The organism is Enterococcus rotai (genome assembly GCF_001465345.1).
Classification (GTDB): Bacteria; Bacillota; Bacilli; order Lactobacillales; family Enterococcaceae; genus Enterococcus_L; species Enterococcus_L rotai.
In genome coordinates, this window is record NZ_CP013655.1 from 1797869 (window position 1) to 1824471 (window position 26603).

The window sequence follows — 26603 nt, forward strand, 5'->3', positions numbered from 1 at the left end:
AAAAATACCGTAGTATTTTTGCTACTTTTTTATTATGATTATAAAGAGGAGACACAATGCTAAAGGAGAGAAAACGATGATTGAAGAGTTGACCTATAGTTATGCTACAACCATTACTGAAAGAATCGAATGTTGGAGAAACCTACCTGTAGATACAGATGAACCCGTTTACTTAAAGCAATGGCAAGTACGTAAAAGTTTATTACAAGAGTCAGATTATCATAAAATGATGCAGCATTATCAGTGGAACGAGCAACAGCTTAACATCGGACTCGCGCCTTTTACAGAAGAACGAGCGCAATTATTATTACCAACTGTTGAAAAAAGTGAGTGGTTCCAATTACATAGACAGTTATTTGCAACTGAAATCCCAATAAAAGAAATGAACTTAGCAGCTGGACTTCGTTTTCACTTAAATTACTATGAGCAACATATTAGACGTCTATTACCAAAATATCCATTGATTCAACTACCAGAAAATGTGATTGAGGAATTGATCGAGCAATTATCTGCTGAATTCTTTTTTATTGCGCAAAAAACCTTGGTTTGGGATGTTCACCAAATGATTGAAGAGTATCAGTTACAGGCGGAATCAAAAGAAGCAGAATTTGCCAAGTATATTGAAGAATTTCTTGGAGACAAGCAACGAACGTATCTCTTTTATGGAGAGTACCCGACACTTGCCAGAGTTCTTGCCGTTCGTTTGCGCTTTGCTTGTGAAATGATTGAAGAATTTATTGCTTCGTTGACGGATTCTACTGAACAATTAGCAGAAACCTTTGCTATTTCAACGCCGATGAAACTTACACAAATAAAATTGGGACAAGGAGACAGCCACGATCAAGGAAAAACAGTGATTCAATTTCAAGTACAAAAGAAAGATCTGATTTTTAAATTTAAAAACCTTGAAATAGGTGAACGTTTTAATGCATTACTGTCTTATCTAGAAAAACTAGATACAACGTTGTCCTTCTATAAAATTAAGCGTATTGTCTTACCAACATTTACGATCGAGGAAAAAGTAATCTATCAAGAATGTCAAAATGAGAATGAAGTGATGAGTTTTTATCGAAACTATGGTCAGCTATTAGCAATCGTTTATTGGTTAGGGGCAACAGATTTGCATATGGAAAACTTAATTGCTAGTGGCTCCTACCCCGTCTTGATCGATGTGGAAACGCTGATTCGTCCTGAGATGTTTAAACAAACACAAAAATTATCACGGCAAGTTCGCATCGAAAAACAATCAGTTATCGTCTCCGGTTTGTTGCCACAAAAAAAACAATGGAAACGTGATCTGGAAATGGACGCTTTATCTGGTACTAAGCAAAAGTTGCCTAAAAAAGTTAGAAGGCTGAGAAATGAAGGCTCTAGTGATATCGCTTTCCAATTAGAGGAAGCGTACATGGAGGGTGCTCAAAATATTCCTCGCTTAGCGGGACAAGATGTAGATTATCAATTATATCGTCACGTGATCCAGGCAGCCTTTCAAACAATGAATCAATTATTATTGAAAAATAAAGCTGCTTTTATAGAGAAAGTCAAAGAGTTATTTTCTAATACAACAATCCGATTGATTTACAGAGATACACAAGATTATGGGAATTTATTGAATTTTACGTTGCATACAGAGAGTACGTCAAACTATATTGAACGGGAGAAGATCATTGAAAACTTATGGGCTAGTAAAATCATTCCAGAAGCGTTAATCCCTTTTGAAGTAGAAGCAATGTTGGATCACGATATTCCTTTAATTACAGCGAACACTTCTTTGACAACAGTTTATACCAATGGTCACAAGCTCCCTGGACTATTGGCCAAAACACCAATACAAGATACGGTGGAGCATATGGAACAAATAACAGAAAAAAACAGTCGATTTTCTTACCTTTTACTAAAAGAAAGTCTAGGTACGTTAGAATATAAAACACAAAAAATACCGATTGCAGTACAAAATAGTTCTATTGAACAACCGTTATTACAAAAGGCTGCTGATATTGGCGATAGGATCATTGATCAGATTGTAGTGGAACAACAGCATGGAGAAGTTGATTGGATGTCTGTTCTACCAGGAGAAAATGAGGAGGTAGTGATTGCTTATCCAAGCACAGATCTTTATGAAGGGAGTGCCGGAGTCTATTTGTTTTTAGTCTATTTGAACTATTTTGTGCCTAAAGCTAGTTATCAAGATGTAATTGAGCTATTGGAAAAAGAGCTTTTTCAAAATGAAAAAGCAGAAAGTTCTTATGAAAGTGCCTTTTTTGATGATGGGATGCGTCTAACCGTTGCTTTTTATGTGACGAGATTACTTGATGATGAAAAACATCGAGCATACTTACAACAGAGTCTGCAAAACTTGAAAATGGCTCAAGGAATGGAGCAAAATCAGTTGAATGAATGGCTTTATGGAAAAGCTAGTTTACTGGCTATTTTGGCAGCCATCTACCGAGAATTTCCAAGTGACGAAGTCTATGGATTATTATCGTATTACGCAGATGCTGTAGAGTATCAGGAAATGGAAGATAGCAGCTTTGCTCATGGTTATGCTGGTGTTTGTTATGGATTGGCTCAAGCAAATCAACTCTTGAAAGAAGTAGCGATCGAAGCAAAACGGGAATGGTACCAAGAAAAAGTTGAAAAAAATCTTGAACGGGAACCAATACGGAATAATTCTTGGTGTCGAGGAAAAATGGGCATTGAAAAAGTTATAGGGAAATCAATTGGAAAAGTCGAGGATACTTTTGTAGAAGACGATTGTTTATGTCATGGAAATTATGGAAATTCAGATGATTATTTGAATAATATTAATCTATTAACAGATGACGTTATTAAATTGAAGACTGATCCAGCGTGCATTCCAATAAGCCTTTTCTGCGGACTAGCGGGAATTGGCTATCAACTATTAAGAGCATATGATTCGTCCAGTGTACGGTCCTTGTTATTTATTAAGTGACACAATCTGAAAAAAGAACTTTACTTATATTGGCGTACGCATTATAATTTAGGTATTAACGCAAGGGGGAGAAAATATATCATGAGAAAATTATCGATTGAAAAAATGGAAACAGCAAAAGATTTAAAAAAAGTAGATGCAGTTGTGGGAGCTTCGTTTGAAAGAAGTAAAAATTCTGAAGATACTGTGGATAGATCTGAGACGATTGTTGCAAATACAATTGGTGGATGGTCACGTATTATCTGCTTACCATAATAAGCAAAAAACTAGAAAAATGGGTGCAATCCATTTTTCTAGTTTTTTTGTTAAATTGATTTTTTCAAAATAAATATGCCAATAGCTTCTGTTCCAGATATAATCAAAACTGCTAGATTCAAAATCCATGAGTATGAAACTTGATTATAAGAAGCAATATCATAAAATAAATTACTTAAGGCAAATAACAAAATCATTGTAATAATGAAAGAAATAAAGCTAGCTGTTGAAATGATTTTCTTTCCACGTTCATCTTTACCTTCTTTACTAAAGTAAAAGTAGAGTGAATAAACAATAAAGATAATTGATAATAAAGCAATCACTAAGGTAAACCAATGATTTGTTGGCAAGTTATCAAAAAAAGATTTAAGTGATTCAGTCATAATTTATCCTTTCCTTCCGTCTGTTAGTCGGTTACTTCGTTTGTTTGCTCGTCATCTGTTAATTTTTTGAAAGTGAAGATTTGTTCAATCGGCACTTCGAAAACGTCTGCTATGTCATGAGCCAGTAAAAGGGAAGGATTGTACCTATTTCTTTCTAACTGAATGATTGTTTGTCTAGATACTCCCACCTTGTCAGCAAGTTCCTGTTGGGTCATGCGTTTCATGGCTCTGTAGACGTGAATGGAACTCTCAAAAGATGAGTTCTTCTTTTTTGGCAATGCAAATCCCTCCAATAGTCTAATTTATGTATTAAATAAAAAGCGCATAGTCAATATACCATATCTTACTTTCACTTACAAATAACTTGCAGATAAAATCAAAAGAAAAAAGCCAAGCTTCTCGACTAGCTTGGCTTTCGTTACCGGAAGGAATCAGTGTATTGAATGGTCATTTTTTACTTTTCGTTATACATGTAAAGTAATTAGTTGAATTTCTTGTTCATAAACCAAATCTTGTTTTCATTACATTTCATACATTTCTTTTCTTAAATTTTTTTCAATCAAACAATCTTTATACGTGTTTTTTTGCTTTATTTGGATTGATGGTCCAACTTTTTACACATATTCACTATTTTTTAAAGATGTTTTTATGATTTTTATACTCTACACATATATCTTGATGAAAGGTGAATCGTGTTCTGCTAACAACTTTGCGTTTACTCATGTCTACTTCGAGAAATTCTTCAATACGACTGATTGTTCCTCCTTCCTTCTATAATTATAGTAACATATTTAGTAAGCGTTTTCAAATAAAAAGACTTCAAATGTACCAATGATTTTTATACGCTGGGTGATTGGCAATCACAAAAAAGTTACCGGAAAAAAATGAAAATTTAGCCATATTTATTGAAGTTTGAAAAAAAAACATGGTATAGTGAATATAGATACTATATTAATAGAAGGAAAATTTAAGAATGGGGGGATAGGATGGAAGCATACAAACAACCTATCGAGACAATTATCAAAGAAGTGGATACAGATACAGAACAAGGATTAACGAAACAAGAGGTCAAGAAGCGGCTTGCTGAACATGGCGCGAACAAGTTTCATGAAGCGAAGAAAGAGTCGATAGTAAAGAAGTTTCTGCATAGTTTATCGGATTTTACAACAATCATTTTATTAGTTGCAGCAGCTATTTCATTTTACACAGCAATTGCTACAGATCACGGGGATTATTTTGAAGGAATTCTGATTATCGCCATTGTGATCATTAATGCAGTATTAGCGATCGTTCAAGAAGGAAATGCTGAAAAATCGTTGGCCGCCCTGCAAGATATGAACAAACAGAGCAGTTCGGTTTTACGTGATGGCAAAGTTGAGACCATTGATGCAGAAGATGTAGTTGTTGGCGATATACTAGTACTAGAGTCAGGATCGATGATTACGGCGGATGCTCGCTTGATCCAAACGGCACAACTTAGAGTAGAAGAATCAGCACTGACTGGCGAAAGTGAACCGATTGAAAAAGACTCAGAGTACATAGGCAACCAGGATGCACCAATCGGTGATCATATAAATATGGTATTTAAAGGCTGTACAGTGGCAAATGGTCGTGGCCGAGCAATTGTTACGGCAACAGGGATGCAAACAGAAATGGGTAAAATTGCCGGCTTGTTGAATGATGATGTGACCCAACAAACGCCGTTACAAAAACGTTTGAACCAATTAGGGAAACGGATTAGTTTAATTGCTTTAGCTGCGGCGGCTCTAGTATTTATCATTGGTCAGATCCAAGGTGAACCAATATTAGAAATGTTTATGACAGCAGTATCTTTAGCTGTTGCTGCGGTGCCGGAAACGTTGATGGTGATCGTGACCTTGACTTTGGCTTATGGTGTACAGAAAATGGCGAAAAAACACGCGATCATTCGCCGTTTACCAGCTGTTGAAACACTAGGGACGGCCAATGTGATTTGTTCTGATAAAACAGGAACGTTGACGCAAAATAAAATGCGGGTCAGACGTGTTTGGTCTCGTGGAGATGAAGTAACAGATACTGAAGATGCGATGACAGATGAAGCAATGGAAGTTTTAAAAATGGCTTCGCTTTGTACGGATGTTATTGTAGATAAAGACGGAGACGATTTAGTCATCCAAGGAAATCCGACTGAAGCTGCAATTGTACGTGCTGTGGAAGAAAATTATCATACTAAGGCTGAATTGGAAGAAAAATACCCAAGAATCGGTGAAATTCCTTTTGACTCAGATCGAAAAATGATGACGACCGTTCATAAAATGGGGAAAAAGTATATTTCTGTCACAAAGGGTGCTTTTGACGTCTTATTGACCCGTTTTCGTTTTGGAGATGTGGAACAAGCAGCAGTAGTAAACGATCGCTTTGGAAAACGAGCTTTACGAGTGATTGCGGTAGGTTATGCCATTTATGATGAAGAACCCACAGACATCACTTCAGAGGCGTTAGAGAAGAATTTGAGACTATTAGGATTGATCGGTATGATCGATCCACCAAGACCAGAAAGTAAAGGGGCGATTGCTAGAGCCAAAAAGGCAGGAATCAAAACCGTCATGATCACAGGAGATCATGTAGTGACCGCTGGAGCTATTGCCAAAGAATTAGGTATATTAACAGATAAAAGCGAAGCTTTAACAGGTTCTGAATTGCAAAAAATGTCTGATGAAGAGTTAGACTCACGTGTGAAATCACTTTCTGTTTATGCTCGTGTAACACCAGAAGATAAAATTCGTATTGTGAAATCTTGGCAGCGTACTGGGGCTGTTGTTGCGATGACAGGGGATGGTGTCAATGATGCTCCTGCCTTGAAGGCAAGTGATGTAGGTTGTGCGATGGGGATTACTGGAACCGATGTGGCACAAGGTGCAGCAGATATGATTTTGACAGATGATAATTTTGCAACAATTGTTGATGCTGTTGCGCAAGGTCGAGCTGTTTATCGGAATATTCGTAAAGCGGTCAACTTTTTACTAAGTTGTAATATTTCAGAGATATTTATTGTGTTGATTGCTATGTTGCTAGGTTGGGGAGCACCATTCACAGCTGTTCAATTATTATTTGTAAACGTTGTGGCTGATGGTTTGCCAGGTTTTGCTTTAGGGAAAGAACCTGCGGAAAAAGGAATCATGGATGAAGCACCGATTCCAAGAAATGAAGGGATTTTTGCACGTGGCTTATGGCAAAAAATCGGAATCAATGCCTTTGTCTTTACAGTGATTACCTTATTTGGTTTCTATTTAGGGGCTAACGTTGATTCAGTCTCTTACTTTTTCGAAGCAAGCCATGAAATTGGTCAAACAGTAGCATTCTTGATTTTAGCTTATTCATCGATTTTACATGTTTTCAATGTGAGAAGTACGGAATCAATTTTCAGAGTAAAATTATCAACCAATAAATCATTGTTTGAAATGGCTGTATTGGCTGTGATCATTACAACGGTCATTGCATTATTGCCATTTACTCAAGAGCTGTTTGGATTAGTTCCAATCGGTATCAATCATTGGTTGTTAGTAATGGGCTTATCGATCATTCCGATTTTTGTTAATGAAATGATCAAATTCCATTATTCACCAGAAGAAGATACAGAATAAAATGAGCATAAAAAGAACGCTTGAAGGGCCAATTTCTTAACAGAAATCGAGCCTTCAAGCGTTCTTTTTTATAGTTTGAGCTTGATTGAAAGAATGCTTTGAAAATACTATTGAATTTATTTACATAAAAGACTTGCTAAAATGTTGAAGGAGTATTATAGTTGTTATCAAAATCAGTTATTTTTGTTTTTTAGCTGGTATTTTTTTAAATTAATTATAACGAATAATCGATTTTTTTATTTGGATGTCCAAATAAGGATCTTAGGGGAGTAGCAGCATAGTTTATCTATGTTTTTAGATCAACAGCAAGTGTGAGAACACTGGTCTAAGAATGAAATTGCGAGACCTAAGTGTAAGGGCCAAGTGTCGTTTCACTTAGGTCTCTTATGTTACTTAAAAAGCAGAAGTGAGTTGAAGAGAAGTTCTGACAATTTTTTTTGTTTTTCAGTCAGAGCTGAACGAGCCGCTATGCTTTTAGTATTATCTAGCTTCAAGAGCTAGCCTCTCGAGAAAAAGATAAAAATTGAATGAGACAAAGAACGCCTCAGTCAATTTTTCCTATTTTCCTGTCGAGGCTGAACGAGCTCTTTCAGCTTTTGTATTATCTAGCTTTGTGGACTAGCTCTTCGGAAAAAAGATAAAATCTGCCTGTGACAAAAAGCGTCACCTTCAGATTTTCCTATTTTTCAGTCAGAGCAGGACGAGCCCGCTACGCTTTTAAATTGGAGGAGAATTTTGTGATAGAGAAGTCAAAAGTTTCGCATCATCAGAAATTGACTGCTGCTGGTCTTTTAGTGGCCATGGGTGTCGTTTATGGAGATATCGGAACAAGTCCGCTTTATGTAATGAAAGCGATCGTTGGAGATAATGGTGGTCTTCAAAATGTTTCAGAGAATTTCATTATTGGTGCGGTATCGTTGATTTTTTGGACATTAACGATCTTAACAACGATCAAATATGTTGTGATTGCTTTAAATGCGGATAATCATGGTGAAGGCGGAATTTTTTCTTTATACACACTTGTCCGTAAAAAAGGGAAGTATCTGATCATTCCAGCTATGATTGGTGGGGCGGCGTTATTAGCAGATGGTGTATTAACACCAGCGGTAACGGTGACAACAGCAATCGAAGGATTGCGTGGGATTCCTGTTTTCTTTGATCGGTTTGGGAGTGATCAAAACATCATCGTGATGATTACTTTAGTTATTATTCTTATTCTATTTTCTGTCCAACGTTTTGGAACGGATGCGGTTGGTAAAGCATTTGGGCCAATCATGTTCGCTTGGTTTACCTTTTTAGGCGTGATGGGGCTGATTAATTTTGGTCAAGATTGGACTGTGCTTCGTGCCTTGAATCCGTATTATGCGATTCATCTATTACTTAGTCCCGAAAATAAACTAGGGATCTTTGTTTTAGGGAATGTCTTTTTAGCTACAACTGGGGCAGAAGCTCTTTATTCTGACTTAGGTCACGTTGGAAAACATAATATTCGTGCTAGTTGGCCGTATATCAAAGTGTGTTTGATCCTTAATTATTTAGGTCAAGCAGCATGGATTTTAAGTGCTAAAAATGATCCGTCTGTTTTAGCTATTGAGAATTTAAATCCATTTTTCCAAATGATGCCAAAGAGTATTATGCTGATTGGTGTGGTTTTTGCTACAGTTGCGGCAGTTATTGCTTCTCAAGCCTTGATTTCAGGTTCTTTTACCTTAGTGTCAGAAGCAATCAAATTAAAACTATTGCCAAGATTAAAAATTATTTATCCGGGTGCAAATATCGGTCAAATGTATATCCCAGCAGTTAATATGATGTTGTGGATCGTGTGTTCATTGATCGTGATTACCTTTAGAACTTCTACACATATGGAAGCAGCTTATGGTCTTTCCATTACGGTAACCATGTTAATGACAACTATTTTGTTAATGTTTTATCTACTACAAAAAGGTGCGCCAAAATGGGTCGCTTATCTGGTTACCTTATTCTTTGGTAGTATTGAGTCAATTTTCTTTGTCTCAAGTATTGCAAAATTCTTCCACGGCGGTTACGTTGCAGTAGGGATTGCTCTCTTGATTTTAGCTGTGATGACGATTTGGGAATGGGGCAATATTATCAAAGAGAAAACATCTGATACAGTTCCGCTTAAGCAATATGTTGAGCAGTTACGGATGTTAAAAGATGATACATCAGTGCCAAAATCTCAAACCAATGTGGTGTTTATGACTCCTGATACGATTGGGGATGAAATTGGCAGACAAATTATTTACTCTATTTTAGATAAACAACCGAAAAGAGCAAATGTTTATTGGTTTGTTAATGTTGAAGTAACGGATGAACCTTTTACAAAAGAATACTCTGTCGATATGATGGGAACTGATTTTATTGTGCAAGTTCAATTGTATCTAGGATTCCATGTGGCACAAGAGGTCAATGTCTATATTCGTCAAATCGTGTATGATTTAATGAAAGAAGGTCGTTTACCTAAACAACCACAAAAATATTCACTGACACCTGGACGTGAAGTGGGTGACTTCCAATTTATTATTATTCGGGAAGAGTTATCAAAAGTAACCGAATTGAAAAAATGGGATCGTCAAATCATGCAGCTGAAATTGGCAATCAAAAAGAGAACGACCACACCAGAAAACTGGTTTGGCTTAGAGTATAGTGAAGTGAAATATGAATCTGTTCCATTGATTATTGGGGATACGCGTAAGACCAGATTAAGAGAACGGAAAGCTTTATCCTAAACAAAAAAGCTCTAAGACTGCCTGAAAGTCTTAGAGTTTTTTGTTACAATAGTTTCCATTCGCACTATACTCAAAGGACAAGTATAATGAATACGAAGAAGAAAAATGAGGTGTAGAATATGCTTGCAATAAATTTTTTTATTTTATTTTTAATGATTGCCATCACAGCATTTTTTGTAGCAAGTGAATTTGCCTTGGTGAAAATCCGTATGTCAAGATTGGAACAATTAAAAAACGATGGTATAAAAAACGCTGAGTTGGCGATTCATGTAACCCATCATTTGGATGCCTATCTATCTGCTAGTCAGTTAGGAATCACTTTAACAGGATTGATCATTGGTTGGGTCGGTGAAGGATCGGTAGCAGCATTGTTGCATCCACTGATTGGTAATTTACCGATCAGCGCAGCTCTTAGCCGTACAATATCCATCATTTTAGGTTTTGCCATTGTGACATATGTGGATGTAGTAGTGGGGGAATTGCTGCCAAAAAGTTATAGTATTGCGCAGACAGAAAAAGTTGTTTTAGCGATTGTGAAGCCCTTGCACTATTTTTATAAAGTAATGTATCCATTTATCTGGTTGCTAAATCATTCTGCTGCAAAATTAGGAAAAATACTAGGAATAAAATTAGTGTCAGAAGGCGAAGAAACCTTAACTCAGGAAGAATTACTTTATGTAGCAGTTGATTCCTATAAAAAAGGTGAACTAACAAAAGAAGAATACCATTACATGGAAAATGTGTTTGAATTCGATGATACTCTAGCTAAAGAAATTCAAGTTGATCGGACCTCAATGGAAGTTTTTGAAGCTGATGAAACTGTAGCCCAAGCCATTCAGCATTCATTAAAACGAGGACATACACGTTATCCAGTAATCGAAGAGTCTAAAGATAATGTCTTAGGTTATGTGACATTGCCAGCCTTGATCAAGGAATCATTTATCAACGATCAAAGAAAAGTTAGTGAATTAGTAGAAGAGCCAATCGTTGCTTTAACTACTATTCCCATCAAAACTCTTTTGACGATGATGCGAAAGGAAGGCAAGCACATTGCCATTTTAAAAGATGAATATGGTGGAACGACTGGGATGGTCACAATCGAGGATATTTTAGAAGAATTGGTCGGCGATATTAGGGATGAAACAGATTTAGAGAATGCTTTAATTGCAAAAGAAGCAGATAATTCTTATATTGTATCTGGAAAAATCACTTTAGACGATTTTGAACGCTACTTTAGAGTCAAAATACCCCCTTTTGAAGAGTCCGAAATGTCTACTCTAGCTGGATTTATTGTGGAGCAACAGAAAAATCAAATTACGGTAGGGGATCAAATCAAGATAGATGGGTTTACCCTTGAAGTACTAGATTATGAACATGCTCATATTGATTATTTTAAAGTAACAAAAGCAACTGAATAGAGAAAAGAGCCATAAAGACAATCAATCATTCTTTGTGGCTTTTTATTAATCATTTTCGCTGAATAGGCCGGAAAAATAAGATTGACGGAAGCATATTATTCCGATACGATTAAGAAAAATGGGATAGGAAGTGTTTAAATGCGTAAGGTAGGGATCATCGGGTTAGGACATGTTGGCGCAACATTAGCTTATACATTAGTGACCGAAAACGTAGTTGACGAACTTGTTTTGATCGATAAAGATGAAAAGCGAGCGATTTCGGAAGAATACGATTTATTGGATGCACAGGTTTTTTTAACGGGTAAAACGAAAATCATCATTCAAGATTACCAAGCGTTGAAAGATGCCTCTGTCATTGTTTTTTGTGCAGGGCAGATCAGTGCACTAGGTGATGATGGAGATCGTTTTAAAGAGCTTGAGATTACAAGCAAGATTGTTGAAGAGACAGCGCCTAAAATCAAGCAGTCAGGATTTGATGGTATTATTATAACGATTACAAACCCATGTGATGTAATTGCGGCCTATATGCAAAAACAAACAGGATTTGAGACAACGAAAGTATTTGGAACAGGTACAATGCTCGATACAGCACGTATGCAACAAGCAGTAAGCCGTAATGTATCGATCGACAGTCGGAATGTAGGTGGTTATGTTTATGGTGAACATGGAGATTCTCAATTTGTAGCTTGGTCGACTGTGACGATTGGAGATCGCCCCCTATTGACTTGGGATAGTGAACTTGATTTAAACCAATTGGATGAAGCAGTTCGTGCGGGTGGCTGGAATGCCTTTGCTGGAAAAGGTTACACAAGCTATGGGATCGCAACCTGTGGTGCTCGACTGATCCGAATGATTTTGAATGACGCCAAAACGATTGTACCCGTTTCAGCGTATGATGATCAAATGGATAGTTATTATGGGCAACCTGTAGTGATCGGGAAAAATGGGATAGAATCGTTCATCTCATGTCCACTAACTGAAAAAGAGCAAAATAGCTTAAAAGAATCAGTTCAAATTATTAAAGATGGACTAGCGAATTTACCATTTAAGCAGTAAAATATAGTATCGAGCTTGAGAAAATATGGAGGCAATTCATTGATAAATCTAACAGAAATAACGGAGAAAATGTCTCCAAATCAAAAAATCAATTATGATCGTGTTTTACAAAAAGTCATTGCAGAATGGGAAAAAGCGGATACCCGACCAACAATTTTACTTCATAGCTGTTGTGCTCCGTGTAGTACCTATTCCCTTGAATATCTGACACAATATGCGGAGGTGACAATTTTCTTTGCTAATTCAAATATTCACCCAAGAACAGAATATCAGCGTCGGGAAATCGTTCAGAAAAAATTTGTCGAGGATTTTAATCAGCAGACAAACAATCAGGTCAACTTTTTAGCTGCGCCTTATGAGCCCAATAAATTTATCCAAATGGTGCAGGAAAAAGAACTAACAGAAGAGCCAGAGGGTGGTAAACGCTGTTCCGCTTGTTTTCAAATGCGCTTAGATATCGTGGCAGAAAAGGCACAAGAATTAGGCTATGACTATTTTGGCAGTGCGCTAACGTTATCACCAAAGAAAAATAGTCAATTGATCAATGAGATTGGGATTGATATTCAAAAGTTTTATGCCACTAATTATTTACCAAGTGATTTTAAGAAAAATAATGGTTATAAGCGTTCAATCGAATTGTGTAAAGAATACGATGTCTATCGTCAATGTTATTGTGGCTGTATGTTCGCAGCGACAAAACAAGGGATAGACTTAAAATCAGTGAACAAGGAAGCAAAAGAATTTTTAGTAGAACAAGAAAAATAATAGAAAAGAGGATGATTTCCAAGTAACAGGAATGGAAGTTATTCTTTTTTTGTTCCCTTTGATATAGTTTTAAACTATATTTAATGATAGAAAATAAGTGTTATTCTATATTTCTTTATCATGGTAAAGTAGTTGAAATACCTTTGAAGGAGGAAAAGTATGAAGACATCAATTATCGGGTTCCCACGTGTGGGAGAATTGAGAGAACTAAAATTTGCGACAGAAAAGTATTTTAGAAAAGAACTATCAACAGAAGAGTTAGAAAAAAAAGGGAAAGAGTTACGTAATAAACATTGGCAGTTGTTGGTTGATCAGGGCATCGATTTTATCCCTAGTGGTGATTTTTCTTTTTTTGATACGACATTGGATGCAGCGGTTCTATTGAATATCGTACCTAAAAAATACCAAGCACTGCAATTGTCGCCATTAGAAACTTATTTTGCTTTAGCAAGGGGCTATCAAGGAGCCTCAGGGGATGTGACTGCCTTAGCGATGAAAAAATGGTTTAATACCAATTATCATTACATGGTTCCAGAAATTGATGATGATACTGAACTAAGGCTTGTTGGAGATACGTTATTTACTGCTTTTAATGAAGCCAAAGAAGCTGGGATCAATACAAGACCCACGATCATAGGACCCTTTACTTTACTAAAACTTGCTACTTATCATGGGACAAAACGAGCAGTTGATTTTTATGAGGATGCGATCGACGCATATGCACAGATTTTTAATCGTTTAGCTAAATCTGGTTGCCAATGGCTTCAAATAGATGAGCCCGCTTTAGTTTTAGATTTATCAACAGCTGAAGTCCAACAATTTAAGACTATATACCAAAAACTATTGGCTAAAAAAGGGACTGTAAAAGTTTTAGTTCAAACGTATTTCGGAGACGTTCGAGATGCGTATCAAGAACTGATCGATTTACCCTTTGATGGGCTTGGCTTGGATTTTGTCGAAGGTAGAAAAACACTCAATTTACTTGAAAAATATGGATTTCCCGAAGATAAGACTTTATTTGCTGGAATCGTCAACGGAAAAAATATCTGGAAAAACAATTATAAAGAAACGTTAGCACTACTGGAAAAACTCCAATCTTTTGGGGAGGTTGTATTAAATACGTCTTGTTCATTGCTCCATGTTCCGTTTACCTTAGCTAATGAAACAGGATTAAGCAAGACTGTGACTGATTATTTTGCCTTTGCAGTAGAAAAGCTAGCGGAATTAAATGATTTAAAGCAAATCATTGCGAATAAACAGAGTAACCAAGCGTTGCTGAATACGAATATTGCATTATTCACGCAAGAACGATTCGCTAAAAATGAACAAGTAGCTCAGCAAGTCAACGCTTTGACAGAACAAGATTTTGTTCGTTTGCCATCTCTAACAGATCGTGCAGTTGTTCAAAAAGATAAACTAAAACTACCGATTTTACCGACTACGACGATTGGCTCATTTCCACAAACAAAAGAAGTCAAACAAAATCGTGCAAAATTTAAAAAAGGTGAAATTACTGAAACTCAATACACAGATTTCAATAAAGCCAAAATTGCAGAATGTGTTGCTTTCCAAGAAGAAATTGGTTTGGACGTTTTAGTTCATGGTGAATTTGAGCGTAATGACATGGTGGAATATTTTGGTGAAAGCTTGGATGGGTATTTGTTTACTGAAAAAGCTTGGGTCCAATCATACGGTACTCGTTGCGTAAAACCGCCAATTATTTGGGGAGATGTTTCACGCTCAAATCCAATTACAGTAGCGTATTCAAAATATGCCCAAACTTTAACGGACAAACCGATGAAAGGCATGCTAACAGGTCCAGTAACCATTTTGAATTGGTCATTTCCTAGGGAAGATATCAGTTTAAGAGAGGCAACCTTGCAATTAGCTTTAGCAATCCAAGAAGAAGTGTTGGATTTAGAAGAAAATGGGATTGAGATCATTCAAATCGATGAGGCGGCATTACGAGAGAAGTTACCATTACGTCAAAGTGATTGGCACTCTGAGTATCTTGATTGGGCAATACCAGCCTTTCGCCTTGTTCATAGCAAAGTGAAGCCAACAACGCAAATTCATACGCATATGTGTTATAGCGAATTTGCAGATATTATTCAAGATATTGATAACATGGATGCAGATGTTATTTCCTTTGAAGCTTCCCGATCCAATTTAACTATTTTAGATGCGTTAAAAGCAATCGATTTCCAAACACAAGTTGGTCCAGGTGTCTATGATATCCACTCACCTCGTGTTCCATCTGTGGGGGAAATTGAAACCACTATTCATAATATTCTAAGTAAATTGGCTGTTGAAAAAGTCTGGATCAATCCTGATTGTGGCTTGAAAACACGAGGGGTACCAGAAACAGAAGCAAGTTTGAAAAACTTAGTTCTTGCCGCAAAAAAGGTACGTGGAGGGGTGTAAATGAGGACAGATACCTTGTTCAACGAGAAGACCGTCTTTTCCTATGAAATTTTTCCACCTAGACGAACAGCACCGGTCGATACGATTTATCATACATTGGCTCGTTTAAAAGGACAGCAGCCTGACTTTATCAGTGTGACGTTAGGAGCTGGTGGCGCAAATGCTAATTTGAGCACAGCAGATATTGCACAAAAAATTCAAGATGAGCAATTTTTGCCAAGTGTGGCCCATTTACCAGCTGTAAATTTTTCAAAAGATGAAATCGTGGTGATTTTAGAAGAATTAAAACAAAAAAAGGTAGAAAATATTTTGGCTTTAAGAGGAGATCTTTTACCGGATAAAGAACCAAAGAAAGACTTTGCATATGCAAATGACCTCGTCTTATTTATCCAAGAACAAGGAGATTTTAATATTATTGGAGCTTGCTATCCTGAAACGCATAGTGAAGCAGCAAATTCAGTGGAGGATATTAGAAATTTAAAAAGAAAAGTAGAATCAGGAACGAATCAGTTGATTTCACAATTGTTTTTTGATAATAATTATTTTTATACATTCAAAGAAAAATGCGATATCGCCGCTATTGATGTACCGATTCAAGCTGGAATTATGCCAGTTGTCAATAAAAAGCAAATCGAGCGTATGGTCAAGATGTCTAATGTGACATTGCCAACGAAGTTTTTAAAAATGATGGAACGTTATGAGCATAATCCTGAAGCGATTCGTGATGCTGGGATTGCGTATGCGATCAATCAAATTGTTGATTTAGTCGCACAAGGAGTGGATGGTATCCATCTGTATACGATGAATAATCCCTATGTTGCACAAAAAATTAGAGAGGCGACACGTAGTTTATTTGAGGCGTAGTTGAAAAACGCGTTTGCTCGTCCGTTCACTCAAAAATATTGAAAAAGTGTAAATAAGGCGGATTTAGGTTCCGTTTAATATCGAATATCATTGGTGTAAAAATAGTCTCGAATGGGATTGTTTTTACACCAATGATATTTTTGTTTCGTGTATTCGTTAAATTTGGTTCATTTTGAACAGGACAGTTCCAAAAAATCTAGAAATAAGCTTTTTTTGCAAAAGAAATATATTTGTAATAATTTCTTTTAAAGAACAAATTTATACTTATATGCATTATTTAGTGTTATTTTTTATAGGATATGGTTGTTAAATTTGTCAACTGTTTTTATATAAGTATAAATATAAAGATAATATAATAAAAAGATAAAAACGGTAAGATCATCTAATGTTGACATATGTGACCATTATTCCTTATCCTAGTCTTAGGTGTGTGAAATGGATGAAATACAATTCTTTTGGTTGGTTTTTACAATTTTATGGTTATGATTAAATTTCCTTTTTTTGTGACATTCCTTATCGGCTAGGAGGAAGCAAGGTAAGGAAAAAGTATAATGTTTACTTTTTAACTATTTTTTTACAAAAAAATTCATTCACGTTTTAAAAAGGTACTTGATTTGTTATTTAGTTATTTGAAGGAAAGGGTATAACATGAAACAACAAAGAGTGAAAAGACATAGGAATTCATCTTTGGATGAACAACCAAGAAAGAAAAAGCCTTCTTCTAATTCTAAAAGAACACAGAAGAAGCAGCCATACGACAAATCAAGTGTAGGTGGAAAAAATCGAAGGAGGACTCGGCAGCCTTCAAAACAAAAGCCTCAAAAAAAGAAACAACAATTAAAAATGCAAAAAAATCGGTCTTCTCCTAAAAATAAGATGTTAAAAAATGTTTTAGATCTGCTATTTTACATCATTACTTTAGGGTTGATTTGCATGTCGATTCTTTTTGCATTTAGTGATGATCAGAATAAGACGATTCTAGGTTATCGTATTTTCAATGTTTTGACGAATTCAATGGCACCTAACGAACGCGATCAGAAACAGGGTGGCTTTTATGCAGGCGATGTTATCATTGTAAAGGACATTCAAGGAAATACTGCAAAAGAAGGCGAGGTGATTACTTACCGACCTTCAATGAAAAGTGAAGCCTTTTTAACGCATCGAGTAATCAAAAAATTAGACCACTTGAATGAAACAAAAGGAACGTATTATGTTACAAAGGGAGATAATAATGATACTGAAGATTTGCCGATAAGTGAAAAACAAGTGGTAGGGAAAAAAATACTTGTCTTTCCAAAAATTGGTACGATTTTAAAGTTTATTCGAAAAAACTTTATTGTTTCTATTATCTTTATGTTGTCTGTTTTTGGTTTTATATTGGTAATTAAGATGTATGTATTTTCTAAGTAAGTAGCTTCTTAATTTAATGAGTCAACGTTAAATAAAAAATATGTGGGGGATTAAAAATGAAAAATAAAAAGTTGTTGATTATTGCAGGTGTATTGGCTTTAGTGGCTTTGGGTGCTGGGACTTTTGCTTGGTTTACAAGTGGTGATTCGGCGGTCAATCATTTTGAAGGTGAAATTGCAGGAAATGATATCCAGATTGTTGAGACCTTTACACCTGAAAAAGATTGGACGCCTGGAGAAGGGGTAGCCAAAAAAGTTTCAGTAGCGAATGTATCGGAATATGATGCATTGATTCGCGTAAGCTTTGAAGAAGTATTCAAGAAATTAAGAAATAACAATGAGATTTATTTCGATGGAGCAAACAAATATATTTGGGCATCTGGACCGAACAAAGGAAGCGAATTATCAGATCCTCCAGTTGTACCAAAAGCGATGCCTTCTAAATCAGACTATGTAAGTTTAGGGTATGTAGATGTAACGGCAAATTTATCAACTGAAGTACAAAATATTACGGTTGATAATAAAGAATACAAGTTTAAAATTTATGAGAAAGAAGTACAGGCTGCTGGAAACAAACCATCTGGAGATCCTATTCCAGAAGAATATTCCTATGTAGCACAATGGGAAGCATCAGATAATACTAAAGCAAAAGCATATATTGGGAATACGTCAGGTAGTATTGCACGTGATCGGACTACTCAGAAATTAACCTTAGTAAACCCAGCATATCTTTCTATGATTGATGCAACTTATAATGAAATAAGGGAAAATTGGGCTGATCCGAATAAATTATATAACAAACCAGCTGTAGACGAAAAAACATATAAGTCATTCGCAGATGATCTTATTCAATTAGGCTTTACAGAGTTAACAACAGAGATTACTGAAAATAAATGGTATTACAACATAGCAGATGGTTATTTCTATTTTGTTGGAAAAGTATTACGAGGTACCCAAACGGCTCAACTCTTGGATAGCGTGAAATTAATGGAGCAAGCGGATAATAGCTATAGTTTACTTCAATTTGATTTGATCGTAAATGCGCAAGGTATTCAAAATGCACAACAATCAATTAAAGATACTTGGAAAACAGATGTAAGCAATCCAACTTTGTACACTAAATTAGTGGAATTTTGTGACTATTAATAAATAGAAAACAATGGTGATATAGAATGGAAAAGATAAAATACCTTTGTCAACTATTCAGTTTGATTATTATAAGTTTATCAATCACCGGTGGTTCTCCTACTTTTGCCCATGGGGTGGAGGGAGAACCATTGCCTTCTGGTATCGTCATTGGAGACGATAAAGGAATCCATGTTCAATCAGATGGGGAATATCTAGTTGAAATCAAAGATGTGTTACCAGGTAAAAAGTGGACGATTGACATTGATTTAATGAGTGTAGATAAGGGAGAAGCGTATGATTTAAGTATGCAGATTTTTAAGCCTACCTTAAGCGGACCAATCGATTTTTCCAAAGCAATCCACATGGTGTTGAATTATGCAGGAAAAAAAATATATGATGGTCCGGCTTCTGGTATTAGCGATACAATAAATCTACAAGAAGTTGAATATTCATTTGGAACGTTTCATCCTGGGGATAGTAAGCGTTTGCGTGCAATTTTTGAAATGGATCATACATACACGAAAAATGATTTTCAGGTAAAAAGTATGATGGAAAATGTTTGGAAATTTAGAGCAACCAAAAATCAAGAGTCTAAACGAACAGAGGACAATAAACAAACGAAACGAAAACTATTTTTTCCGCAGACTGGTGAAGAATGGCGAAATGTATTGATTTATATTTCTTTAGGTTTATTTATAGTGCTGATGGCCGTGCTGATTTTCAAAAAGAAATACGAGGATCAAAAGAAACGCTCATAAATGAAATAACTAAAACCATGATTGAATTAGGAAGTTAGGAGGGAACACCTCTTGAAAAAGAAAAAACGTAGATCAGCAAAATATAAAAAAAAGTCAAGAGTGTCTAAAAGAAGCTTCCGCTTATATTTAGCTCTCTTTTCTCTATTTTTTTCTAGCCTGTTGGTTCTTGGAAGTACCTATGCTTGGTTTACATCTGCTGATTCAGTTACAAATAAATTTGAAAGTGGACATTTTCAAGCTGAATTAACTGAAGTGTTTAAACCGAATCTAGCTTGGCAGCCTGGAAAAGATACAACAAAACAAATTCGTGTACAAAACACAGGACAATCACCTGCCCTTGTAAGAGTTTCTCTCTATGAATATCTGTTAGCTTTTAAGATAGATGTCAGAGATAAAGTCGGAAATGGAAACCTAATCACAGTTTCAAATGAGCAAAAGCCAGTAGTTAATAGTAAAGATATATCTACTTGGCAACCAGCTTCAGAAAAAGGCGGTACATATCAAGACGGTTCACTTTATTATGTAGCGAACAAAGCGTATATAGCAGATCGAACAAATGGAAAAGACAGATATAAGTTAAATGACTCGGCAAGAAAGTCCCTACCGCTACATTTCATTGAAATCAATTTTTCAGCATATATGAATACCTCTGTTCCAAAGCCAGGAATAAAGAATTATTGGCTATACGATGATGGTTATTTTTATTATTCTGAAGTGTTAGCACCTGGAAACATAAGCGAGCCATTAGTAGATAACGTATCACTTTCTTCTAGTACACCAAACAATTATAAAGGGACATTATATCAGTTAAATCCCTATTTAGAAGCACATGACCCTGTAAAAACAATTATTAAAGAGTGGGGAATTGGAACAGATAGTATAGTTTATGGAATACTCAAAGACAAACTAAACTAAAAAGTAAAAGCTTCCAACTTTGGCTGAGAGAAGGAGGGAATAATGGGAACGAAAAAAAAAGAAAAGAAAAAATCAATTACGCCCAAAAAATGGGCGTTGATCGTTTTGTCAGTAGTTCTAGTATTTGCAATTGGAACTGTTTTGCGTGATGTTTATGCAGCGAATAAATCAACAGATGAAGAAGTCAATAATTTTCGATTGAGTGATCTGAAGGGAACGATCCAAGAGACATTTACTCCATCAAAAGAAATAAAAATTGATACGCCTATCACAAAAAAAGTTGCAATCACGAATGACCAAAATCAAGATATGTTTATTCGAGTGCTAGTTTTACCAACAATTATTGTCACTGATTCTGAAGGAGAAGACTTAGTACTTCCTGCTAGCTTTAAAGGAGAAAATGCGCAGATAGAAATTCCCTTCGATACAGCTGACTGGATAGACGGGCAAGATGGCTACTTCTACTATGTAAAGAAATTGAAAAAAAATGAAACAAGTTCTAGTCTGTTCAAACAAGTAACGATTATTTCAAAGAATTTAGAGGAACAGTATTTAAATGCAGAAATAAAGATTGAAATTAAGCTAGAAGGAGTAAGCTCGACAGCATATGCTTATCGTGATGCATGGTGGCAAGGTACTATTCCTAAACAAGATCCTAGAAAAAAAATAGATGATCAATTGAAACTGCAAATTTAAAGCGAAAATTCTGTGAGATAGATTCATTTTTTTTTAGAAAGGATACAAGATGAAAAATAAATGGGTGAAAATAATAGCTGTGGTTGGTTTCTTCTTAGGAAGCTTGGGAATAGTACTATTACTGAAAAATACAAGTAATATAAAAGCTGAAGAACAAAATATAACGATAAATGAACAGATAGAAAATTCTGAAGAGGAAGAAAAACTTTCGGAGTTAGTTGATGAGACAGAACAATTTACAGAAGAAGAACAAGATTTTTTCTCTGAATTAAGAAAAGATAATCGTATGTATGGACAAAGCTATGCTATAGGAGGTGTACTAATACCGCCAGGTAACAGAGTTATCAGTGGCGGTTTAGGGGATTATAACACGTGGATACCATCTGAGTATAACTTGAGTATAAAGTTTACACCTGAGACCAAGGTTGAAGGTTGGGGTGGAGTTATTGCCACAGAGGCTCCGAATCAAAAGGTCATGCAAGTTCCGGCAAATAAACAAGGAGCATTGGGTCTATGGTATAGAAATATAGGAATGTATAATGGTGAACTGGTTGATATAAAAGTAACTTTTGATTCTTATACTTTGAATTTAGGGGCAGGCTCACAGCCGTTTGGTGTACTTAGATTTTTTGAAAAAGAAATGACACAGGATATTTTTGGTATTTATGATATTAAAGAAACATTTAGTTTCTATAAGAGCGGAACCTTAACGCCAATTAGTGTAAAAGGAGCACTTACTTTTGGAGACATTGATTATGCTGAAGAATTAGTATTTCCGAATTTTGATGCTTCAAATTGGCACAAAACGTATGTTCATCATCAAAACCAATTGGGGTATGGAATGACTGGGAACGAATTACGTTTTGTTGGTGGAGGGAAGGACGCACAGAAAGAAAATACTCCTCAAGCATTTGCCACGGGTATTTTCCAAGGATCTTCAGTTACGATCAAGTATGAGGATAAACCTAGAAATGTTGTAACCAAATGGCCAACAGGTAATGGGGGTCAAGGGTATACTTTTATACTGATGACGACTAATGCTCGTCCTTTTGAAGCACCTTTGATAAAAAAGCAAGTCAGTGATAGTAATGAAACAAAAGTAGTAACAAATACGCTAGTTTCAAAAGAAGAAGGCTTTACTTATACTTTTGAAACTAGAATACCCAAAGAACGCAAAGAGTGGTGGTATAACTCATTTCAAATTACTGATAAACTACCTAACGGTATTGAAACTAATGGTTCTATTGTTGTTAAGGATAGTGTGCGTAATGAAAATTTGACTTCTCAGTTCACTTCAAATGTTGACGCAAATAATAATTTGACAGTGAAAGCCATTAACACAAAGCAAGCAAATTTTTACGATAAAGTTCTTGAAGTGACAGTTCCTGTCAAATTGAATGCTAAAGTGAATTTGAATTCTTATCCGGTAATAGATGGATTTGCACAAATAACAAATAAAGCGACGGTTATGACGCAAACTTTTGATAATATTCAACGTAATGAGGTATCGAATACTGTGACAACAAAAGTTCCATTCGACCCTCCAAAGCCAACGATTCAAAAAAAAGTAAGAAATATAACTACTGGAGAAACTGTATATCAAAAAAATACGAAAGCAAAGTTTGATGATATAGTAGAGTATGAAATCGTATTAAGAAATGAAAGTACGAATGTAAATATGGCTAATTTGAGAGATGCCGTATTTACAGACAAATTACCAGCAGGAGTTACTTTAACTTCTTGGTCTATAAATGATGAAGCCAAACCAAATTCAGCATGGATAGAAAATAAACTCATTAACTATAATTATGCAGTAGGAAAAAGTCATGAAAGAAATAAGACATATGTAATAAAAATCCAAGCGAGAATTGGTCAAGCCAATGATGGGACGGTGCGAAGAAACGAAAGCTCAGTGAATGGATCGAATTTTAATGGAGCCGCTCCGACAAGTAGTGCTGATGTAGTAATAGTAAAACCAACGCTGAAAATAAGTAAAGTAGTAAATAAAGCCTCAGTTGAGAATGGGGAAGAATTTAACTACACTATTACAATGGAAAACATAACTAGAGATACTGCATTATATAGCTCAATGATTATTGAAGATAAGTTACCAGCTGGAATTGTAGCAAAAGCAGGGACAACGACTTACTCCTTGAATGGTGAAGCAAGTAAGAAAGTTGTAGATAATTTGGTGTGGAATGCTTCAAGAACAATACTAAATACAAAAGGCTTACCTGATTCGGCTTCTAAATCCCCAATTATTAGCCAGACAAAAGGAAAATTAGTGATCAGTTTTACAGCTATAGCAGATGCAACTACAGTTGGTAAACCAGATTTGGTGAATACAGTTACCGGCAATGGAAAGTACGATTTAAATAAAGCAAATCTAGTAGAAAAAGGGAAACCTTTCAATCCTATAAAAGCAACTGCCACTTTAAGTGTGACACAAGCTACAGGCGACCTACAGATCATCAAGCAAGACGACACGAAAAAACGATTAGCCGGGGCAAAATACACAGTGAAGAACGCCGCTGGAGCCCAAGTAGGAAGTGGACAAACCAATGCGAATGGTGTGTATACATTGGGGAATTTACCGACAGGAAAATACACGGTAACGGAAACGGCAGCGCCAACAGGACACGTAGCGGCGCCAGTAGAAGGAAATAATCGAACTGTAGATGTGGTGAGAAATCAAACGGCAAGTTTGACGTTTACAAACAATCGCCAAGGGCGAATCAAGATCAAGAAGGTAGACAAAGAAAGTAAAGCAGTCTTGTCAGGAGCGGAGTACCGAGTAACGGATAGTCAGAATAAGGTTGTAATATCGAGCATCAAGACCGGAACTGATGGAACGGTAACGACGAGCTATTTACCAGCAGGAAAGTATAAGGTACAAGAAAGTGCAGCACCGGCAAACTATGACCTAGCGAATCCCTCAAGTGTAGAAGTGACGGTGAAGATGGGAGAAACGACGCCAGAGGTGTTGTTTGAGAACCAACGTCAAAAAGGTGGACTAGAAATCATCAAGCAAGACGACACGAAAAAACGATTAGCCGGGGCAAAATACACAGTGAAGAACGCCGCTGGAGCCCAAGTAGGAAGTGGACAAACCAATGTGAATGGTGTGTATACATTGGGGAATTTACCGACAGGTAAATACACAGTAACGGAAACGGCAGCGCCAACAGGACACGTAGCGGCGCCAGTAGAAGGAAATAATCGAACTGTAGATGTGGTGAGAAATCAAACGGCAAGTCTGACGTTTACAAACAATCGCCAAGGGCGAATCAAGATCAAGAAGGTAGACAAAGAAAGTAAAGCAGTCTTGTCAGGAGCGGAGTACCGAGTAACGGATAGTCAGAATAAGGTTGTAATATCGAGCATCAAGACCGGAACTGATGGAACGGTAACGACGAGCTATTTACCAGCAGGAAAGTATAAGGTACAAGAAAGTGCAGCACCGGCAAACTATGACCTAGCGAATCCTTCAAGTGTAGAAGTGACGGTGAAGATGGGAGAAACGACGCCAGAGGTGTTGTTTGAGAACCAACGTCAAAAAGGTGGACTAGAAATCATCAAGCAAGACGACACGAAAAAACGATTAGCCGGGGCAAAATACACAGTGAAGAATGCCGCTGGAGCCCAAGTGGGAAGTGGACAAACCAATGCGAATGGTGTGTATACATTGGGAAATTTACCGACAGGTAAATACACAGTAACGGAAACGGCAGCGCCAACAGGACACGTATTACCAGCAGGAAAGTATAAGGTACAAGAAAGTGCAGCACCGGCAAACTATGACCTAGCGAATCCTTCAAGTGTAGAAGTGACGGTGGAAATGGGTGGAACAACGCTAGTATTGTTTGAGAACCAACGTCAAAAAGGCGGCCTAGAAATCATCAAGCAGGACGACACGAAAAAACGATTAGCCGGGGCAAAATACACAGTGAAGAACGCCGCTGGAGCCCAAGTAGGAAGTGGTCAGACAGATGCGAATGGTGTGTATACATTGGGAAATTTACCGACAGGTAAATACACGGTAACGGAAACGGCAGCCCCCGCAGGCCATGAAATAAATCCAGTAGAAGGAAACAATCGATCAATTGACGTAGTCAAAGGTCAAACAGCGAACCTAACGTTCACCAATAATAGGCAAGGGCTAATTCTTATCAAGAAATTTGACAAAGACAGCAAGGAAGTACTCGCAGGAGCAGAGTTTAGAGTCCTAAACAGTGCGGGGAAAGAAGTGATAACGAAGCTAAAAACTGGAAATGATGGACGAGTGACGACAGGCTTCTTAACGGCGGGAGAATATACAGTAGAAGAAACAGCGTCGCCAGTGAATTATGAGCTATCGGTACCCAAGAGTAAGAAAGTGACCGTGAAACCGTGGGAAACGGTACCGGTAGAATTTGAAAATGAACGTCAAAAAGGCGGACTAGAAATCATCAAACAAGACGAAGAGAAAAAAGATAGAAAACTGTCAGGAGCTATTTTTGATATAGCAAGTGACAATAAAGGTCAAAATATCCTGTATAAAAATCAAAAAACGGATGGATCAGGAAAAATATCTATTCCAGCTATTGCAACGGGTACGTATTATATCAGAGAAACAGCTCCACCACCTGGTTATCAGATAATCGAAAAAGGTTGGATACCAGTAGCTGTAGTTCACGGAAAAACAACCACATATCAAGTTGAGAACAGGCCTACTCGGTTGCATTTACGACAAGTCGTACTAAATCAGAATGACGCTTTAGTAGTTCCTAGCACAGGTTATTTCAAACTGGAGCAATTCGCAGGTTCTAACACAGTCAATACGTACCAATTCGTTACTGGTTCGACTGTGAAGAATAAACCAGCAGAGATTACAAAAGGATTGTTTACAACAGTAAGGATTTCCGTTGGCATAGATAAACTTCGGATTATTGATTTAGTACCTGAATATTATATGTATCGTGGGGCCATTGCAACAGCAACTGATACTGATTTAGAAGAAAAACATTCTTTTGATCATACTTCTGAGATAGTAAAAGCTGATCCTGTTGTAGATTATAGTAAATCAAGTGAATATTGGGTAACTGTTTTTGTTGAACCGAAAATGGGAACAACTTCTAATGGTGAAAAAGAAAAAGAGCCTCGACCGTATAGTTGGGACTATAAAACAAATGAACTAGGTCGTTTGACTCAAGTGAAGTAGGAGGAAATG

Annotated in this window: 17 protein-coding genes; 15 read left to right on the forward strand and 2 right to left on the reverse strand. The window is 36.5% G+C overall.

Annotated elements, in window-relative coordinates; all coding sequences use genetic code 11:
• The first annotated feature begins 76 nt into the window (after positions 1 to 76).
• Both lanM and ATZ35_RS08295 read left to right on the forward strand, forming a co-directional pair.
• Positions 77 to 2953, forward strand: coding sequence for a type 2 lanthipeptide synthetase LanM (lanM, locus tag ATZ35_RS08290; protein ID WP_208930345.1), 2877 nt, complete (start codon positions 77 to 79; stop codon positions 2951 to 2953).
• 81 nt (positions 2954 to 3034) lie between these two features.
• Positions 3035 to 3208, forward strand: coding sequence for a hypothetical protein (locus tag ATZ35_RS08295; protein WP_208930346.1), 174 nt, complete (start codon positions 3035 to 3037; stop codon positions 3206 to 3208).
• A gap of 50 nt (positions 3209 to 3258) precedes the next feature.
• Here ATZ35_RS08295 and ATZ35_RS08300 read toward each other — a convergent pair whose 3' ends face one another.
• Entirely contained in the window at positions 3259 to 3591 is a 333-nt protein-coding gene (locus ATZ35_RS08300; RefSeq protein ID WP_208930347.1) for a hypothetical protein, read from the reverse strand.
• Between the two features lie 23 nt (positions 3592 to 3614).
• Positions 3615 to 3869: a helix-turn-helix transcriptional regulator gene (locus tag ATZ35_RS08305; RefSeq protein ID WP_086445070.1), complete on the reverse strand. Its 255-nt coding sequence runs from the start codon at positions 3867 to 3869 to the stop codon at positions 3615 to 3617.
• Positions 3870 to 4577: 708 nt separating this feature from the next.
• Here ATZ35_RS08305 and ATZ35_RS08310 point away from each other — a divergent pair.
• From ATZ35_RS08310 to ATZ35_RS08370, 13 genes are all read left to right on the forward strand, one after another.
• Entirely contained in the window at positions 4578 to 7214 is a 2637-nt protein-coding gene (locus ATZ35_RS08310; protein ID WP_208930348.1) for a calcium-translocating P-type ATPase, PMCA-type, read from the forward strand.
• Positions 7215 to 7951: 737 nt separating this feature from the next.
• On the forward strand, positions 7952 to 9961 hold the full coding sequence (locus ATZ35_RS08315; RefSeq protein ID WP_494337781.1) for a KUP/HAK/KT family potassium transporter: 2010 nt from the start codon (positions 7952 to 7954) through the stop codon (positions 9959 to 9961).
• Between the two features lie 119 nt (positions 9962 to 10080).
• A complete protein-coding gene (locus ATZ35_RS08320; protein ID WP_208930349.1) occupies positions 10081 to 11379 on the forward strand; it encodes a hemolysin family protein in 1299 nt (432 codons plus the stop codon).
• Positions 11380 to 11517: 138 nt separating this feature from the next.
• Positions 11518 to 12435, forward strand: a complete 918-nt coding sequence (locus ATZ35_RS08325; RefSeq protein WP_208930350.1) for an L-lactate dehydrogenase — start codon at positions 11518 to 11520, stop codon at positions 12433 to 12435.
• A 39-nt stretch (positions 12436 to 12474) separates the two neighbouring features.
• Positions 12475 to 13200, forward strand: coding sequence for an epoxyqueuosine reductase QueH (locus ATZ35_RS08330; RefSeq protein ID WP_208930351.1), 726 nt, complete (start codon positions 12475 to 12477; stop codon positions 13198 to 13200).
• Positions 13201 to 13359: 159 nt separating this feature from the next.
• Entirely contained in the window at positions 13360 to 15624 is a 2265-nt protein-coding gene (gene metE, locus ATZ35_RS08335; RefSeq protein ID WP_208930352.1) for a 5-methyltetrahydropteroyltriglutamate--homocysteine S-methyltransferase, read from the forward strand.
• The gene (gene metF, locus ATZ35_RS08340; protein WP_208930353.1) at positions 15625 to 16488 is read left to right on the forward strand and encodes a methylenetetrahydrofolate reductase [NAD(P)H]; all 864 of its coding nucleotides are present in this window, start codon (positions 15625 to 15627) and stop codon (positions 16486 to 16488) included. It abuts the gene before it with no gap.
• Positions 16489 to 17136: 648 nt separating this feature from the next.
• Positions 17137 to 17898 (forward strand): signal peptidase I, encoded by a 762-nt coding sequence (locus ATZ35_RS08345; protein ID WP_208930354.1) that lies wholly within the window; start codon positions 17137 to 17139, stop codon positions 17896 to 17898.
• 56 nt (positions 17899 to 17954) lie between these two features.
• Positions 17955 to 19043 (forward strand): BsaA family SipW-dependent biofilm matrix protein, encoded by a 1089-nt coding sequence (locus ATZ35_RS08350; protein ID WP_208930355.1) that lies wholly within the window; start codon positions 17955 to 17957, stop codon positions 19041 to 19043.
• 26 nt (positions 19044 to 19069) lie between these two features.
• Positions 19070 to 19783, forward strand: a complete 714-nt coding sequence (locus tag ATZ35_RS08355; protein WP_208930356.1) for an LPXTG cell wall anchor domain-containing protein — start codon at positions 19070 to 19072, stop codon at positions 19781 to 19783.
• Positions 19784 to 19834: 51 nt separating this feature from the next.
• Positions 19835 to 20698 (forward strand): BsaA family SipW-dependent biofilm matrix protein, encoded by an 864-nt coding sequence (locus tag ATZ35_RS08360; RefSeq protein WP_208930357.1) that lies wholly within the window; start codon positions 19835 to 19837, stop codon positions 20696 to 20698.
• 42 nt (positions 20699 to 20740) lie between these two features.
• The gene (locus tag ATZ35_RS08365; protein WP_208930358.1) at positions 20741 to 21394 is read left to right on the forward strand and encodes a hypothetical protein; all 654 of its coding nucleotides are present in this window, start codon (positions 20741 to 20743) and stop codon (positions 21392 to 21394) included.
• 49 nt (positions 21395 to 21443) lie between these two features.
• A complete protein-coding gene (locus tag ATZ35_RS08370) occupies positions 21444 to 26594 on the forward strand; it encodes a SpaA isopeptide-forming pilin-related protein (RefSeq protein WP_208930359.1) in 5151 nt (1716 codons plus the stop codon).
• Positions 26595 to 26603 lie beyond the last annotated feature (9 nt).